Below are 17,671 nucleotides of genomic sequence, written 5' to 3'. Positions count from 1 at the left end.
GTCCGCTCCTCCCGCCGCCTGCCGGTCGGGGACTGCCCATCTCATCGTCCCACCCGGCACACCCGTCCGCCTCGTCAGCAGCACTGTCATGACCTCGGCCGCGCGACGGAAGATCCGCCCGCATCCGGGGCCGGGCTGAGAACGCCCCCGTCCTCGGACGCGTTCTCCGTCGGCGAGGGACGCGACGGGTTGCCCGGGACGGAGGAGCGCCGGCGCCGACACCGTGCTCCCGTGACCGACACGACCCCGACTCCGGCTCCGCCTGCGGCTCGGGGGCGCACTGATCCGGAGCAACGGATCGTGCCCTGTGATCAGTGATTCTCACACTCCGTACCGCGTCCGTGCCGCCCGCCGGACGGTGCGCGATCGAGCGTCGACGTGTCGAGACCGGCGTGCGACCGGGCGCAGGTGGGGCAATGGTGGGAGCAGGAGGATTCTTCCACTCGCCATCACGCTGCCGCGAACTGCGAGTGAGCACGTTTCGGCCGGCCGTGGCGGCACCCGGGAGGTGAGGACCCTGTCCCGTTTCGAGCGCGACCCTTCCGGGGGCACCGAGGCGATGCCGGGGTGCTCCCGGAGACGAAAGGTGACCCGCCGCTTCGCGGAGCGGCCCGATGCCGGATCCGAACGGTGCGGGAAACCCCGTCCGGAAGACCCCCCGCGGGCTCCGGCATCGTCGCCGTGTGCGCAACGGTCTTCGGGGCGTCTCGCTGACGCGTGGGGGCCTGTTTTCGCCCGTGCTGCTCCTCCCCGGAGCGAGGAACCACAGCCCGTCCGCGGACGGGCCCTTCCGAGCCGGGCAGTAACGGTTGCGAACCCAGCAGCAGCCGAGCGGCACCCCACCACAGCCGGACCCCGGCGCGCCCTGCCGCACCCCTTCTTGTCCGCAGGAGCATCGCATGTCGAACGTCGAAGGAACCGTACCCACGCCCGGCGCGCCCTGCTGGGTGAACCTCATCGCACGGGATCTGCGAGGGGCGCAGTCCTTCTATTCCGACGTCATGAACTGGGAGTTCAGACGCAGCACACTCGGCAACAATTTCTCGGTGGCGCTGGCGCACGGCGAACCGGTCGCCGGAATCGGGTGCTGCCCGAGCGGTGACCATCCGACCGCCGTCTGGACGCCGTACTTCGCCGTGAGGGACGCGGACACGACCGCGGGCAGGATCAACGAGCGCGGCGCCACGCTCGCCGTCGGCCCCCTGCCCCTCGGCGACGGCCGCGCCGGAATCGCCGCCGACCGCGACGGGGCCGTGTTCGGTTTCTGGGAGGGCCCGGCGCCGGGCTGGCCCGTAGGCCGGGGCAGGGCTCCCGCACGGCTGGCTCTCCGGACCCGCAACTCGTTCGAGGCCGCCATCTTCTACGCGGAGGTGTTCGACTGGGCCCAGCCTCCCGGGGGCTGCACGGTCGACTACGCCCACGACCACGTCCTCGTCCAATCCGCGGGACGCACCGTCGCCAGCCTGCACGGCCAGGACCCCGAAACCGACCCGGACCCTTCGCTGCGCCCCCGGTGGCTCGTCGACTTCTACGTCGAAGACGGCAAACGAACGGCTGCGGCGGCCGTCACCGCCGGAGGCGGAGCCTCACCGGCTCCCCCACCCGCCGGGGCGCCGAGCGACGCCGACACGTTCCTCATCCGTGACTGCGACGGCGCCCTCTTCACCGTGTCCGACGGCTGAGTGCGACCGCGCCGTCCGGCGCGCTCATCGGTTCATCCGCGCAGCTCGGAGAGTGCGTCCGGGTCGACTGTCCCGTGCCGTTTGGAGATCCGGATGACCAGAGCGAGCAGGAGTGCGGTGACGGTGGCGCCGGGCCACGTGGATCAGCCGGCTCCCGGCGCGAAAACCGACATACACGGACCGGCGCGAACAGGCACGGACAGGCACGGACAGGCGCGCTCCGTCGGCGCATCACCCTCCACGCAGTCGCTCACTCGGAAAGGAACCCACATGCCCGACACCGGTGGGAGCAAGCGAAAAGTGCTGGCGATCGTCTCGAACTACGGCGTCGAGCAGGACGAACTCTTCGTGCCCCTGGAACACCTGCGGCGCCGGGGTGCCGAAGTGGAGGTTGCCGCCGTTTCACAAGAGGACGTCCACACGCTTGTGCGGGACAAGGAGCCGGGCCGAACGCTGCCGCCCGACCACACTTTGAAGCACGTGAATCCGGCGGACTACGACCTGTTGCTCGTTCCCGGCGGCACTCTGAACGCGGACAGGCTGCGAACCCAAGAACCCGCCGTCGAAATCGTCCGTGCCTTCGCTGCGTCCGGCCGCCCCGTGGCAGCCATCTGCCACGGCCCTTGGGCCCTGGTCGAAGCCGGTGTGGTCGAGGGCAAGCGGATGACTTCCTATCCCTCGCTCAAGACGGACGTCCGCAACGCCGGCGCCGAATGGACCGACGAACCGGTGGTGACGGACGATGGGAACGGCTGGATGCTCATCACCTCGCGCCGCCCCCGCGATCTGGACGCCTTCCTCCGCGAGGTCGACGCGGCACTCGCCGACCCCGGTCGGTAGACCGTCACCGGTCTCACGGCGTGGCGTTCTCCGACGCCGGCGCCGAGCCCGGCCGACCGAGCGAGGCGGGCGTTCCCCTCTCCGGCGGAAGTCCGCCGCCCGCGCTCGGCGTGACGCTCGACTCGCGACGCGGGGCCCGAGCGGATTGCCCGGGCCTCCGGCACACCGGGCCGGACACCGACGACCGATCGTGAGGACCTCCCCATGGGAACCCCGGTTGTCCACGTCGCTCACCGACGCGCAACCTCCTGCGAGCGGTGGAACCGTGGGAGCGGGTGCGACCGAGTCGGTGCGGCGCGGGCCCGGGTCGCACCGCAGACGAGACGTCGAGCGGCGCAGGAGAGAGGCCGAGCAGGGAGAGAAGGAGAGAAGCCGTGCGGGCGACCTTGGCACTGGGGCGGATCGCGGGGGTCCGGATCGGGGTCCACTGGAGCGTGCTGTTCATCTTCGTCATCATCGCGTTCGGCCTCGCGCAGGGCCGTTTCCCCCGGACGTATCCGGGTCATGCCCCGGTGGTGTACTGGGCGGCGGGCCTCAGTGCCGCCTTGGTCTTCCTGGCCTCCCTGCTCGCCCACGAACTGGCGCACGCCGTGGTGGCACGGCGCAACGGGGTGGCCGTCGACGACATCGTGCTGTGGCTGCTGGGCGGGGTCGCCCGGCTGAAGTCGGAGGCATCGAGCCCCGCGGCGGAACTGCGCATCGCGGGCGTCGGCCCACTGGTCAGTCTCCTGCTGGGCGGGCTCTTCGTCCTGGGCGCCTGGCTGCTCACCCTGGTGTCCGCGCCGGGGCTCCTCATCGAGGTGGCGGCCTGGCTCGCGGGCATCAACCTGTTGCTCGCCGTTTTCAACGCCCTTCCCGCCGCCCCGCTCGACGGCGGACGACTACTGCGCGCCTTCCTGTGGTGGCGTACGGGAGACCGGCTGCGGGCGACTGCGGGAGCCACCGCGGCGGGACGCGTCCTCGGCTGGCTGCTCGCCGCGCTGGGGCTCGTGGCGTTCATGAGAGGCGGCGGGTTCGGAGGACTCTGGCTGGCCCTGATCGGCTGGTTCCTCATCGCGGCCGCCACTGCCGAGGGGAAGCAGGCCCAGCTGCGCGGCCTGCTCGCAGGCGTACCGGTGCGTGATGTCATGACGAGGGATCCGCTCACAGTGCCCGTGGTCCTGACGCTCGCGGACCTGCTGACAGACCCGCGTTACCGATACCGGCACTCGGCGTTCCCCGTGACCGACGCGCAGGGAGCACCGGTCGGGCTCGTGACACTCGACTCCGCCAGGCAGGTACCACCCGGGAAGAGCGGCACCGTGACCGTCGGCGAAGTGATGGTGCCGCTGTCACGGACCATCGTCACGAGTCCGGACACCCCGCTCGCGGATCTGCTGCCTCGAATGGAGCCCGGCGCCGAGCACCGCGTCCTGGTCGTTGACGAGGGCGCACTGGCGGGAATCCTGTCGCTCTCGGACGTCAGCCGTACGGTGAACTGGCTCATGAGTTCCGCTTCCAGACGCTGAGAGGCCGCTCACGGGACCTCCCGTGCCCCACGTCGGCGTTCCGGCTCCGTCCGACGGACTCGGCCGTAGCGCCCAGCACGGGGCGCCGCCGGCCCCGACCCCGGCGCGGGCGCCGGGGTCGGCGCCCGCTCGTCACGGAGAGGTCCCGGGCCGGCGCCCGTTCTCGACGCGCTCAGCCCGCGAAGCGGGCCATCCACTCCTCGACCTCGTCCGCGGACCGGGGCAGGCCCGCCGACAGGTTCTCGTGGCCGTCGTCGGTGACGACCAGGTCGTCCTCGATCCGGACGCCGATGCCGCGCCACTCCTCGGGCACGGTGAGATCGTCCGGCTGGAAGTACAGGCCGGGCTCGACGGTGAGCACCATGCCCGGCTCCAGTACGCCGTCGACGTACTCCTCGTTACGGGCCTGCGCGCAGTCGTGGACGTCCAGACCGAGCATGTGACCGGTGCCCGCCATCGTGAAGCGGCGCTGGAGGCCGAGTTCGTACGCGCGGTCGGCCGGGCCCTCGATGAAGCCCCACTCGACCAGCCGCGCCGCAAGGTGGCGCTGGGCCGCCTCGTGGAAGTCCCGGTACGCGGCGCCGGGCTTGACGGCTGCCATGCCGGCCTCCTGGGCCTCGTACACCGCGTCGTAGACCTTGCGCTGCAGCGGCGTGAAGGTGCCGCTGATCGGCAGGGTGCGCGTGACGTCGGCGGTGTAGAGGCTGCGCGTCTCCACGCCGGCGTCGAGCAGGAGCAGCTCCCCCGGGCGCACCGGGCCGTCGTTGTCCGTCCAGTGCATGATCGTGGCGTGCTCGCCCGCTGCGCAGATCGTGCCGTAGCCGACGGCGTTGCCCTCCAGGCGTGCGCGGCGGAAGAACGTGCCCTCGATCCACCGCTCGGAGGATGCGACCGCCCCGGAGAGCTCACCGATCGCGTCGGTGAACCCGCGGACCGTGGAGTCGACGGCCTTGCGGAGTTCGGCGATCTCCCAGTCGTCCTTGACGAGGCGCAGATCGCCGAGCGCCTCTTCCAGTTCGGCGTCGCGCTCCTCGTCCGTGGTGACGGCGGCCTCCAGGGACGGGGCGATGCCCCGGACGATCCGGGTCGGCGTACCGCAGGCGGCGAGCTCATCGGCCGCCGCGCGGATGTCCCGGCAGGGCAGACCGAGGACCTGCTCCGACTCGGCGAGGGTGCGGCGCCGGCCCATCCACAGCTCCGCCGTGGGACCGGTCCAGAACTCGTTGTCGCCCCTGCTGTCCCGCGGCAGCAGGTAGCAGTAGGCGTCATGGCCGCCGTCCGGCCGGGGTTCGAGGACGAGAGCGCTGTCCCGGGCCTGGTCCCCGGTCATGTGCACGTAGCCCGAGTAGGGCCGGAACGGGTAGACGTCGTCGTTCGAACGGATCTTGAGGTGGCCCGAGGGAATCACGAGGCGTTCGCCCGGGAAACGCGCGGAGAGCGCGGCGCGGCGACCTGCCGCGTACGGGGCCTGCTCGTCGAGCCGCAGGTCGTGCTGCTCGGTGTCCTCCCACCCCGTCCGCATCAGCGCGGACAGCTCCTCGGATATCTCCGGGTACAGACCGTTCTTCCGGCGTTTCGCCACGGCATACGCCCTTCTTCTCGACGCGTTCGGTCATTGCGCGGCGAGGGCCGGAGTGTCCGTCGGGACGGGGGTCCACGCGGACGGACATGTTCCCGGGTGCGGCCGGGTGCCCTCGCCGCCGCCGGGGGTCGGCGGTTCCCGGAACGGTATCCCGCGCCGTGCGCGACCGGTGCGCGAAAGTGACACTGGCACGCATCGGCCACAGGGGCCCGACCGGGGCCGTCGATAATGCGACGTATGACGAACGAATGCGGCACATGACGAACGTGAGACTCGGCGAGGCCCTTCGGCTCCTGGGCATCGATCACACGGCGGTCCGGGTCTATCTGGCACTGCTCGACCTGGCTCCCGCTCCGCTGAGCGTGATCGCGGCCTCGGTCGGCCTGGATGGTCCGGAACTGGCCGCGGCCTACGACACGTTGGTCGACGCCGGTCTGGCCAGCGCCGCCGAGGAGGGCGGGGACGTGGTGGCCCCGGTTCCGCCGACCGCCGGTCTGGAGGTCCTCGCCCGGCACCGTGTGGCCGAGGTCGAGGAGTCGCGCCTCGTCGTCGGGGGTGCGTTCGAGTCGTTCCGGCGGCAGCGGCTCGCCGCGTACAACGACCATCTCGTCGAGGTCGTCACCGGCGACGCCATCGGCCCGAGGATGCGCCGCGCCTGGATGAGCGCCCGCGATCAGATCCGGCAGTTCGAGTCGCCGCCGTACTTCCCCCTGATGGGCGCCACGGAGGATGCGTTGGCGACGCTTGCCCGGGGTGTGACGCAGCGTGTCGTGTACTCGCGGGAGTCGTTGGAGCACCCCGGTCATCTGAGGGAGGCCGTCGAGCCGTGCGTCAAGGCGGGCGAACAGGCCAGGGTGCTGCCGTCGGTACCGGTCAAGCTCCTCATCATCGACGAGGCGTACGCCCTCGTGTCGTTGTCGAGCAAAGAGGCCGACGTCCACAACACCATGCTGGTCGTGCAGCCGTGCGGCCTGCTCTCCGCCCTCGTCGCGCTGTTCGAGCAGTGCTGGCTGAACGCCCTGCCCCTCGACGGCCGCACCACCCGCCCCGGCGGCCTGTCCCCCGCCGACCGCCGCCTGCTGTGGCTTCTCGCGGGCGGCGCGAGCGACGACGTCATCGCCCGTGAGCTGGGTATCAGCCGCCGCACGCTCTTCCGCCGCCTGCAGATCCTGATGGCCCGGCTGGGCGCCGTGAACCGCTTCCAACTGGCCTTGCAGGCACAGCGCAGCGGATGGCTGTGACGGGAAGCGGCGTCCCGGCCCGGCGCGCCGGCCGTACCACCCGCGGGCAAAGCACCGCCCGGCGTCGTACGCGCAAAAGCGGCCCCCGGGAAAGCCGGTGACCGGCGTTCCCGGAACATGGGACCATCCGCGTGAGACCGAGGAGGAACCTGTGCAGTTGCGGAACGTCACTCCGGACGATGTCGATGCCTACATCCGGATGCGGTGCGATCCCGAGATGATGGTCGATCTCGGCGGACCTCTGCCGCGCGAGGGGATGGCTGACAAGGTCCGCCGGGATGCCCGGAAGGCGGCGGACGACCTCGCGTGGCTCAAGATGATCATTCCCGATCGGACCGAACCGGACGTCGTGGCGGGCACGGTGAATCTCTGGTCCCGCGACACCGATGAGGGACCGGTCTCCGAGATCGGGTGGATGGTGCTGCCCGAGTTCCAGAGGCGGGGACTGGGCAAGCGCGCCGTCCGCGCCCTCCTGGAACAGGCCCGGGACCAGGACCGCTGGGGCCTCGTTCACGCCTTCCCTGCGACGGGCAACGCGGCGTCGAACGGCATCTGTCGCTCCGTCGGTTTCCGGTTCCTCTCGCAAACCGACATGACGTTCGCGGGCCGTGTCTTCAGGACCAACCACTGGGTCATGGATCCGCGGGAGCTTCCGGCCTGACGGAAGGGCGGCGAGGCCCCCGCCCGGAGCACGAGAAGGCACGAGGGACACGAGGAGTACGGCGGAGCCCGGTCGGCCGGCCGCACGGCTCTGCGCGCAAAGCGACGGTGCGTTCGCCGCCCCGCACACAAGGGGGCGGGACACTCGCCGCCCGCACGCAAGGGGGCGGGGCGCCCTCCGCCCCGCCCCCGCTGCCGGTGGTCACCGGCCGTCGGTCGGTCGTGTCACCTTCCCTCGGCGAGTTCTCCCAGCGTGCTCGCGTAGGCGTCCGCCAGGGCGGCGATGGTGCTCCGCTCGTACTGGGCCGAGGAGTACGACCAGCTCACGGTCAGCCGGCCGCCCTGCACCAGCGCGCCGACATCGATCAGATGCGGCCTGGCTTCGCCGAGGTCGAAGTCACGGCCGATCACGTCCAGTTCGCGGCGGAGCAGGCCGCCCGCGCAGCTGGCGCCGCCGTCGCCGCCCGCCATGTCGAACCGGCCCAGGTAATTGAAGCTGATCTGCGGATGGGGCGCTTCGGGGAGCAGGCCCTCGCCGAGCCAGCGCAGGGCACCGTACCCGACTCCGTGGTGCGGGACCGCCCGCAGCCGGCGCTTGACCGCCCGGACGGTCTGCGCCCAGCCGGCCCCGGCCGGGGTGTGCAGCGCCACCGGGTGCAGGGCCGTGAACCAGCCGACCGTGCCCGACAGGTCGATGTCCTCGAAGAGGTCCTCCCGGCCGTGGCTCTCCAGCGCGACGACCTGGTCGTCGCGGCCGGTCCAGTCCGACAGGACCCGGCCGAGCCCTGCCAGGAGCAGGTCGTCGATCCGGGTGCGGTAGCGGCCGGGCGCGGCGTGCAACAACGCGTGGGTCCGTTCGGCACCCAGGGTGACCGCCACCGCGTCCAGCTCCGCCCCGGTGTTGGGGGCGTCCGGACGGTCCACCGGCAGGGCGCCGGCGGCCTCGCGCGCCGCGTCGGCGGTGGCCCGCCAGTGGTCCAGCTCCGCGCCGAACCCGTCTTCCGCGAGGTGCCGTTCCAGTCGGCGTGTCCACTGTCGCACCGACGAGGTCCGGGGCCGCACCTCGACCGGCTCGCCCGCCACCGCCTGCGCGTATCCGGCCTCCAGGTCGTCGAGCAGGATCCGCCAGGACACGCCGTCGACGACCAGGTGGTGCGCGGTGAGCGTCAGCCAGGGCGCGCGGCCGGGGCCCCGGTCTGCGTACAGGGCCCGGAGCAACGGGCCCTCGTCCAGCCTGAAGCCGGCCTGCGCGGCGCGGACGACGGCGTCCCAACGGGCGTGCGCGGCGGCCTCGTCCGACGTGCCGGACAGGTCGTGCACGGTGAACACGGCGTCCGGGTCGGTCTCCTCGACGGCCGCGACCCGCCCGGTCCACCGGCCGTCCGCACCGGTGGGCGCGTAGGTGGAGCGCAGCGCCCCGTGCCTGGCCGGCAGGGCCGTCACGGCCGCCCTCAGTGCCGACGGGTCGGTTCCGGGGGCGAGTTCGAAGGAGTTCGTCATGCCGAAGTGGGCCGGGGCGACGGGGTGCGTGGCGAAGAACCAGCGCGCGATCGGCGTGAGGGGCAGTTCGCCGGTCTCGGTGTCCTCGGCGGTGACCGCCGAGGATCCCGTCTCGCGGGCCGCGTCGGCCTCCGCCGCCAGGACCGCGACGGTCTGCCCCACGAACACGTCCCGCGAGGACAGTTCGAGACCGGCGCGGCGGGCCCGGGACACGACCTGGATGCTGAGGATGGAGTCACCGCCCAGGTCGAAGAAGCTGTCGTGCACCCCGACCTCGTCGGCCTTCAGCACGTCCGCCCAGATCGCGCAGAGCGTCCGCTCGGTCTGCGTGCGCGGGCCGACACGTCCGGCGACCGGCCCGGCCTCAGGCGGCGCGGGCAGCGCCTTGCGGTCCGTCTTGCCGCTCGCGTTCACCGGCAGCGCGGGCAGGGTCACGTACGCCGACGGCACCATGTAGTCGGGCAGCGTCCGGGCCAGATGGGACCGCAGCTCCTCGGGCTCGCACGGCGCCGCGCCCTCGGCCGGAACCGTGTACGCCACGATCCGCTTCGCGCCCGGCCGGTCCTCCCGTACGACGGCCGCGCCCTGTTCGACCGCCGGATGGGCGGCGAGCGCCGCCTCGATCTCGCCGAGCTCGATCCGCAGGCCGCGGATCTTCACCTGGTCGTCGGCACGGCCGACGAACTCCAGCCGCCCGTCGGCCCGCCAGCGCACCACGTCGCCGGTCCGGTAGAGCCGTGCGGCGCCCTTCGGGTCGGCCGGGTCGGGGACGAAACGGGTGGCCGTCAGACCCGGCCGGCCCAGGTAGCCGCGGGCCACACCCGCGCCCGTCACGTACAACTCCCCGGGTACGCCGACCGGGACGGGGCGCAGCCGTCCGTCGAGCACCGACACCTTCGTGCCGGAGACCGGGCGACCGATCGGGGGCACGGCCGCCGCGGTCGCGGGGGCCGGCGGCAGCGCGCCGCTGAGCGTGGCGACGACCGTGGTCTCGGTCGGGCCGTACGCGTTCAGCATCCGGCGGCCGTCCGCCCAGCGCGCGACGAGGTCCGCGGTGACGGCCTCCCCGCCCGACAGCAGCGTCCGCAGGCCCGCTGCCCGGCCGGCCGGGATGCTGCCGAGGACGGTCGGCGGGATGAAGGCGTGCGTGACGCGTTCCCGTTCCAGGACGTCGGCGAGGTCCTCTCCCGCGAGCGGACCGATGGGCAGCGGCGTGCCGTCCGCGTCCCGGACGCCGGGGTCGGAGGGCAGGACGAGGGTGCCGCCGCCGCTGAACGCCATCAGCAGTTCGAGCAAGGAGGCGTCGAACCCCGACGACGCGAGCTGGAGGAACCGCCCGCCGTCCGCGGTGCCGTCTCCGCCCGGGCCGCGCGCGGTCGGGGCGTCGGCGCCCTCCCCGTCCAGGTCCCGGACGGTCCGGGCGAGGGACGCGAGACCGGTGTGCGGCACGACCACGCCCTTCGGGCGGCCCGTCGAGCCGGAGGTGTAGATGACGTACGCCGCTGCCGACGCGGGTACCGGCACCCGCAAGGGCCGCGTGACCGCCCCGGCGTCGGTCCGGACGAGCGCCGGGTCGTCGACCGTGAGGACGACGGGCGCGGTGCGTTCCGTCCGCGCGGGCGAGGCGGTGAGCGCGTCGGCGCCGGAGCGGTCGGTCACCAGCACGCTCGCAGCGCAGTCGGCGAGCACGTAGTCCAGTCGCTCGGTCGGCCAGCCCGGGTCGACCGGGACGTACACGCCGCCGGCCCGCAGTACCGCGACCACCGTGACCACCCAATCGGGCGTGCGGGGCAGCATCACCGCGACCCGTGATTCGAGCCGGACGCCGCGGGCGCGCAGCAGCCCCGCCATCCGGTCCGCCCGCCGGTCCAGTTCGCGGTACGAGATCTCCTCGCCGCCCCACGCCAGCGCGGGTGTCCGCGCGTGCGCGGCGGCCCGCCGGGCGAACCACTCGCCGAACGCGACCGGAGTGGAACCTTCGCGGCCGGCGCCCCAGTGCGCGACGCGGCGCGCCTCGTACGCGGACAGCGGGGCCACGTCCGCGAGGGTCGCCGCCTCCCCGGAGGTCAGCTCCCGCACCATGCGGGCCAGGTGCTCGGCGAGCCGCCGCGCGGTGACTGCGTCGAACCGCAGCGGGTCGTAGGCCAGATCCATGCTCAGCCCGCCTGCGTCGCCCTTGCCGCCGCCCGCGATCAGTGTGAGCGGGTAGTTGGTGGCCTCGACCGCTGTCACGTCCCGCAGCCCCACGCCGTGCCGCGCGGCGGCGTCGGCGTCCGCCGGGTAGTTCTCGAACACCACCAGGGTGTCGAACAGCGCCGTGCCGGAAGGGACTTCGGTCTCGATGTCGCTCAGCGCCACGTACTCGTGCCTACGCGCCTCGACGGCCCGTTCCTGGATCCCGCACAGCCAGGGCACGACGGGGAGGTCCATGGAGACGTCCACCCGTACCGGGAGGGTGTTGATGAACAGGCCCAGGATGCTGTCGGAGCCGGGCAGTTCGGCGGGTCTCCCGGAGACCGTCGCACCGAACACGATGTCCCGCGCGCCGCTGTGGTGTGCCAGGAGCAGCGACCAGGCACCCTGCACGACCGCGTTCGGCGTCAGCCGGTGGCGTCGCGCGAACACCCGCGCCCGCTGCGCCTCGGCCGCCGACAGCGGCACCGCCACCCGCTCGGTCGACCGTCCCTGACGTCCCCGGACGGCCGGACGGTCGCAGGGCAGGGCCACGGGCTCGGCGAAACCGGCCAGTTGTTCCCGCCAGTGGGCGCGCCCCTCCGCGTGGTCGCGTGCCCCCAGCCACTCCAGGTAGTCCCGGAACGCCCCGCGCGCGGGGGCCGGCCGCGCGGTGTCCGCGCCGGTCGGCTCCGCGTACTCGGCGATCACGTCCGACAGGAGCGCGGCGCTGCTCCACCCGTCCAGGAGCAGATGGTGGAAGGTCCAGAGGACCTGCACGGCCCCGCCGGGGAGGGTGGCCAGGGCGAGCCGGGCCGGTGGCGCCGTGCCCAGATCGATGCCGCGTTCCCGGTCCGCCGCGAGCAGGGCCGTGACTCGCGCCGCGCGGTCGTCCTCGTCGGCGCAGGCGGACCAGTCGAGGAACGTGACCGGCAGCGGCGCCTCGCGGTGCACGACCTGCACCGGCCGCTCGGTCTCCTGCCATGCCACCGATACCCGCAGCGCGTCCGTCCGGTCCGCGACCCGCCGCCAGGCGCGGGCGAGAGCCGCCGCGTCGGTCACGCCGTCGAGGACGCAGGCGAACTGCTCCAGGTACGCGGCGCAGTCCGGTGCCGCGAGGGTGTGGAACAGCATTCCCGTCTGAAGCGGCGTCAGCGGCAGCACGTCGGTCACGTCGCGGCCGTCGCCGACGACCCGGTCCACCTCGTCCTGCGTCAGCGCGACGAGCGGGAAGTCCGCGGGCGAGCAGCGGCCCGCCGCGGGCTGCGCGCAGTGTGCGACGAAGTCCGCGAGCGCGGCCGTGAAGGCGTCGGCCAACCGCCGCACGGTCTCCTCCCGGTGCAGCCCCGGCGAGTACGTCCACGAGAAGACGAGCCGGCCGTCCTGGACGCCGCCGACGACCTCCAGGAGATGGCTGCGCCGCTCGCGGCCGCTGCGGTCGCCGCCCGCGTCGGACAGTTCGGCGCGGTAGAGCCCGCGCCCGCCGCCCGGGGACTGCGCGGAGGGCTCGGCGCCGGTGTGCGTGGCGGCCGGGGACACGGACTGCGGTGCGGCCGGGGAAGCGGACCGCGAGGTGGAGGGCGACCCGGGCCGCGGGGCGGCCGTCACGTCGAACTGGCCGTGGTAGTTGAAGCTGACCCGCGGCCGTTCCAAGAGGGCGGCCGCGCCGCCGAGGTGGAGCGCTCCGTAGCCGACGCCCCGGTCGGGCACGGCCCGCAGTCTCTCCTTGACGGCGACGATCGTGTCCGACCAGTCGTCGCCCGCGGGCAGCGGGAGCGCGACCGGGTACAGCGAGGTGAACCAGCCGACGGTGCGGGTCAGGTCGATGTCGTCGAACAGTTCCTCTCGCCCGTGTCCCTCCAGGTCCACCGCCACCCGGTCCTGCCCGGTCCAGCCGCGCAGGGTGCGGGCGAGCGCCGCGAGCAGCACCTCGTCCACACGTGTGCGGTACACCTGCGGCACCCGGTGCAGCAGCGCCGCCGTCTCGTCCGCGCCCAGCTCGCAGAGCACGGTCCGCTCGGCGGCCACGGTGTCGTCGCCGCCGGGTGTGTCCAGCGGAAGCGCGGTCGGCGCCCCGTCGAGCGCCGACGCCCAGTGGGCGCGCTGGTCGTCGAAGCCGCCGTCGCGGGTGTGTGCGGCGAGGCGGTCGGCCCACTGGCGCACCGAGGTGGTCTTCGCGCCGAGGTCGGGCAACTCGCCGACGAGGGCCTGTCGGTACGCCGTCTCGATGTCGTCCAGCAGGATCCGCCACGACACCCCGTCGACGACCAGGTGGTGGGCGGTGAACTGCACCCGGGGCCGCGGCCCGGCTCCCCGCGCGACGAGGACCCGCAGCAGAGGGGCCCGGTCGAGGCGGATGCGGGAGGCGGCGGCGGAGGCCAGCGCGGTCCAGGCCACTTCGGGGTCGGGGTCGGCGGAGAGGTCGTGCTCCTCCACGACGCCGCCGAGGTCGGGCAGGTCGGCGACGGGCACGATACGCGCGGTCGGTGAACCGGACGGGTGGTCGGCGAAGACCGTGCGGAGCGCGTCGTGGTGGGTCAGCACGGCCCGCACGGCCGCGCGGAAAGCGGACGCGTCCAGGTCCTCGGCCAGTTCGAACGCCATCGACATGGCGAAGTGCGCGGGGTCCTCGGTGTGCGTGGCGAAGAACCACTCCCGGATCGGCGTCGGGGAGACCTCGCCCGTCACCTCCCCCTGCTCGGCGAGCATGGCCGGTCCGGAACCGTCGCCGTTCTGCCCTGCGGCGTTCCCGGGCGCGGTGAGACCCGAGAGACCCGCGAGGGCCGCGACGGTCTGACGGGCGAAGACGTCACGGGACGACAGGACGAGACCGGCCCTGCGGGCCCGGGCGACGACCTGGATGCTGAGGATGGAGTCGCCGCCGAGATCGAAGAAGTTGTCGTGGACGCCGACCCGTCCGACGCCGAGCACGTCGGCCCAGATCGCGGCGAGGGTCTTCTCGACGGCCGTGCGCGGCGCGACGTACGCGTCGGTCGCCTCGGGGTCGGGCGCGGGCAGGGCCTTGCGGTCGACCTTGCCGTTCGCATTCAGTGGGACGGCGTCCAGCGTCGTGAACGCCGACGGCACCATGTACTCCGGCAGCGTCGCCGCGGCGTGCTCCCGCAGCGCCGCCGCGTCGACCGGCCGGCCCGGCACGGGCACGACGTGGGCGACGAGCCGGGCGGGAGCGCCTGGCCGGTCCGCGAGGGCGTCGACGACGACCTGGGCGACGGAGGCGTGGGCCGCGAGCACGTGCTCGATCTCCCTGGTCTCCACCCGGAAGCCACGTATCTTGACCTGGCCGTCACCACCCCGCCGCACGTACTCCAGCGTGCCGTCCGCGCGCCGCCGCACGACATCGCCCGTGCGGTACAGCCGCTCACCGCTCCCGCCCGGGTCGGCGACGAACGAGGCGGCTGTGAGGCCGGCGCGGCCCAGATAGCCGCGGGCGAGCCCGGCCCCGGAGACGTACAGCTCGCCGGGGACGCCGACCGGGACGGGCCGCAGCCAGGCGTCGAGGACGGTCACCCGCGTGCCGGTGACGGGGCCGCCGATGGGCGGGACGCCCGCCCCGGCGACGAGCGGTGCGCTGATGGTGGCGCAGACGGTGGTCTCGGTCGGCCCGTACGCGTTGAGCATCGTTCGCCCCGGCGCGCACCGGTCGGCCGTGTCGGCGGGGCATGCCTCGCCCGCGACGGTCAGGACCGGAGGCAGGTCGGCCACATCGAGCGCGGCGACCAGGGCGGGCGGCAGGGTTGCGTGAGTCACCCCGGTCGCGGCGACGACCGGACCGAGCCGAGCGCCCCAGTCGGCGTCCTGCCCTCCCGGTGTCTCGTCGACGACGAGGGCGGCGCCGGTCAGGAGTGCCATGGACAGCTCCCACCAGGAGGCGTCGAAGCCCGGCGAGGCGAACTGCAGCACCCGCGCACCGGGGCCGGCCCCCAGCCGTTCGGCCTGTGTACGGGCCAGCGCCGCGATCCCCGCATGGGTGACGGCGACGCCCTTGGGGCGGCCGGTCGAGCCCGAGGTGTAGATGACGTACGCCGTGGCGGTGACCGGCACATGGACGCCCGGGTCGCCCGGGTCGCCCGGGGCATGTGCGGCGAGCGCGCGAGCGGTCTCGGGCGCGTCGAGCAGAAGCGTCCGGGGCGTACCGGAGGCGGGCAGCCTGCCGGACAGTGCGGTGCGGGTGAGGAGCAGGTCGGCGCTGCTGTCCGTCAGGATGTAGCCGATCCGGTCCTCCGGATAGCCCGGGTCCACCGGAACGTACGCGGCGCCCGCCTTCAGGATGCCCAGCACCGCCACGACCTGGTCCACCGAGCGCGGCAACAGCAGCGCGACCCGCGACTCGACGCCGATGCCCGCCTCGATCAGGTGCCGGGCGAGGCGGTTGGCCCGCTGGTCGAGCTCGCGGTAGGTGACGGTTTCCGCGTCGGGCGCGGTCGCGTTGATGACCGCCGGTGCGTCGGGCGTCTCGGCGACGCGCAGCGCGAAGAGCACGGGCGCGGAGAGCGCAGGCGCGGAGAACGCAGGCGCGGAGAGGGGTTCGGGAGCGCAGAACGGCTCGTGGACGGAGGCTGTTGCGTGGGCGCCGGGTCCGTCGCCGGCGATCGTGGTCTCAGCGGTTCCGTGGTCAGCGGCTCCCTCGCCGGCGGTTGCGTGGTCAGCAGGTCCGTTCTCGACGGCGAGGGTATGGAGGGGGGTGTCGGCCGGGGCAGCGAGCAGCGCCTGCGCCAGGGTCAGCCAGTGTGCCGCCATGCGGCCGACGGTGTCGGCGTCGTACAGGTCGGTGTTGTACTCCACGCCCGCGCGCAGCCGACCGTCGTCCTCCAGAAAGCCGAAGGTAAGGTCGAACTGAGCCGTCTCCCGGTCCAGTTCGACCGGCTCGACGTGGAGGCCGGGCAGATCGAGGTCAGCGGTCGGGGTGTTCTGAAGACTCACCATCGCCTGCACGAGGGGTGTACGACTGGTGTCCCGTTCCGGGGCCAGCTCCTCGACGAGCAGGCTGAACGGCACGTCCTGATGGGCGAAGGCCCCCAGGACCGTCTCGCGCACGTCCGCGAGCAGCGCGCCGAAGCCGCGCGACTCGTCGACGTCCGTCCGTAGGACAAGTGTGTTGACGAAGAAGCCGACCAGGTTCTCCCACTCGGCGCGCTCTCGGCCCGACACCGCCGTGCCGAGCGCGATGTCGCGCTGCCCGCTCCACCGTGAGAGGAGCAGTTGGGTGATCGCCGTCAGGCTCATGAAGAGGCTCGCGCCGTGCGCGCGGCCCGCCTCGCGCAACCGCTCGGCCACGGCCCCGGGCACGTCGAAGGAGTACAAGGCGCCGGCGGTGGTCCGGACGGCGGGGCGGGGGCGATCGGTGGACAGGTCCAGGGGTTCGAGACCGGCCAGCCGCTGCCTCCAGTAGGCAAGACCGTCGTCCACCGATGCGCCACCGCCGCCGACCGCCGACCGCCGCGCACGCTGGTGAACGGCGACATCCGGGTACTGCAAAGGGAGTTGGGGAAGCTCTGCGGTCGTACCGTGGACGGCGGCGGCGTAGAGAGCGCTCAGCTCGCGGGTGATCACACCCATGGACCAGCCGTCGGTGACGATGTGGTGCATCGCGAGCACCAACACGTGCTCCTGCGGCCGGTCGGCCCGGCGGGCGAGAAGCGTGCGGAACAACGGCCCGTTGCGCAGGTCGAACGGCGCGACCGCCTCCTCGGCGAGAAGGGCGTCCAGTTCGTCCTCGCCCGTGACGTCGACGACGCGGAGGAGACGGGAGGGCTCGGTTGGGGCGTTCTCCGCTGTGGTCCGTTCGGCCGTGGCCCGCTCCGTCGCGGCGTTCACCGCCATGGTCGTGTCGTGCACGACTTGGACGCCGTGGCCGTCGACCTCGCCGAACGTCGTGCGGAGCGCTTCATGCCGGGCGACCAGGGCGGCGAGCGCGACACGTAGAGCGGACAGGTCGAGAGCTCCGGTGAGGCGGAGGGCGTCGACGACGTTGTACTCGACGGTGGTGTGCGCGAACTGGTCGAGGAACCAGAGGCGTTCCTGTGCGTAGGAGAGGGGAAGCCGCCCGTCGGCCGGTCGCGGAAGGGGCGTGAGCGCCGGGTCCGGCGCCGCTGCGGGGGTGAGGGAGGCGGCGAGGCGGCTCACGGTGGGGTGGTCGAACAGAGCGCGCGGGGAGAGCACGACACCCAGGGCGTCGCGGGCGCGGGAGACGACCTGAAGGCTGGAGATGGAGTCTCCGCCGAGGCTGAAGAAGTTGTCGTGGACGCCGACACGTTCGACGCCGAGGACGTCCGCCCAGATGCCCGCAAGAGTCTTTTCGGCGTCGGTGCGCGGGGCGACGTACTCCTCCCCCGCGCCCGACTCCGCCTCGGGTGCGGGCAGCGCCTTGCGATCGACCTTCCCGTTGACGGTGAGCGGCAGTTCGTCCAGGACGACGAACGCCGTCGGCACCATGTACTCGGGGAGTACGGCCGCCGCCTGCTCACG

At 73.2% G+C, this 17,671-nt stretch carries 7 protein-coding genes and 1 pseudogene; 5 read left to right on the top strand and 3 right to left on the bottom strand.

The features are described 5' to 3' along the window. The first annotated feature begins 899 nt into the window (after positions 1-899). Positions 900-1,682, top strand: a complete 783-nt coding sequence (locus ACGF2V_RS17495) for a VOC family protein (protein ID WP_362624311.1) — start codon at positions 900-902, stop codon at positions 1,680-1,682. A 32-nt stretch (positions 1,683-1,714) separates the two neighbouring features. Here ACGF2V_RS17495 and ACGF2V_RS17490 read toward each other — a convergent pair. Further along, positions 1,715-1,813: pseudogene (locus ACGF2V_RS17490) on the bottom strand (dehydrogenase); the annotation flags it as partial. A gap of 139 nt (positions 1,814-1,952) precedes the next feature. Between ACGF2V_RS17490 and ACGF2V_RS17485 the strand changes: the two are divergent. Together ACGF2V_RS17485 and ACGF2V_RS17480 are read left to right on the top strand one after the other, a co-directional pair. Continuing rightward, positions 1,953-2,522 (top strand): type 1 glutamine amidotransferase domain-containing protein, encoded by a 570-nt coding sequence (locus ACGF2V_RS17485; protein WP_362706852.1) that lies wholly within the window; start codon positions 1,953-1,955, stop codon positions 2,520-2,522. 374 nt (positions 2,523-2,896) lie between these two features. Next, entirely contained in the window at positions 2,897-4,030 is a 1,134-nt protein-coding gene (locus tag ACGF2V_RS17480; protein ID WP_362706850.1) for a site-2 protease family protein, read from the top strand. A gap of 172 nt (positions 4,031-4,202) precedes the next feature. Here ACGF2V_RS17480 and ACGF2V_RS17475 read toward each other — a convergent pair whose 3' ends face one another. Next, positions 4,203-5,612: an aminopeptidase P family protein gene (locus ACGF2V_RS17475; RefSeq protein WP_362706847.1), complete on the bottom strand. Its 1,410-nt coding sequence runs from the start codon at positions 5,610-5,612 to the stop codon at positions 4,203-4,205. A gap of 257 nt (positions 5,613-5,869) precedes the next feature. Here ACGF2V_RS17475 and ACGF2V_RS17470 point away from each other — a divergent pair, with 257 nt between their 5' ends. Beyond that, entirely contained in the window at positions 5,870-6,853 is a 984-nt protein-coding gene (locus ACGF2V_RS17470) for a helix-turn-helix transcriptional regulator (RefSeq protein ID WP_362706844.1), read from the top strand. A gap of 151 nt (positions 6,854-7,004) precedes the next feature. Continuing rightward, on the top strand, positions 7,005-7,514 hold the full coding sequence (locus ACGF2V_RS17465) for a GNAT family N-acetyltransferase (protein WP_362624302.1): 510 nt from the start codon (positions 7,005-7,007) through the stop codon (positions 7,512-7,514). Positions 7,515-7,738: 224 nt separating this feature from the next. Here ACGF2V_RS17465 and ACGF2V_RS17460 read toward each other — a convergent pair. Further along, positions 7,739-17,671: amino acid adenylation domain-containing protein (locus ACGF2V_RS17460; protein WP_392912540.1), on the bottom strand; the 9,933-nt coding region annotated here is incomplete at its 5' end.

Origin of the sequence: Streptomyces sp. NPDC047982, assembly GCF_043204165.1 — a bacterium.
Classification (GTDB): Bacteria; Actinomycetota; Actinomycetes; order Streptomycetales; family Streptomycetaceae; genus Streptomyces.
The sequence above is the reverse complement of the archived record's forward strand: the minus strand, read 5'-3'. Positions and strand labels throughout refer to the sequence as shown.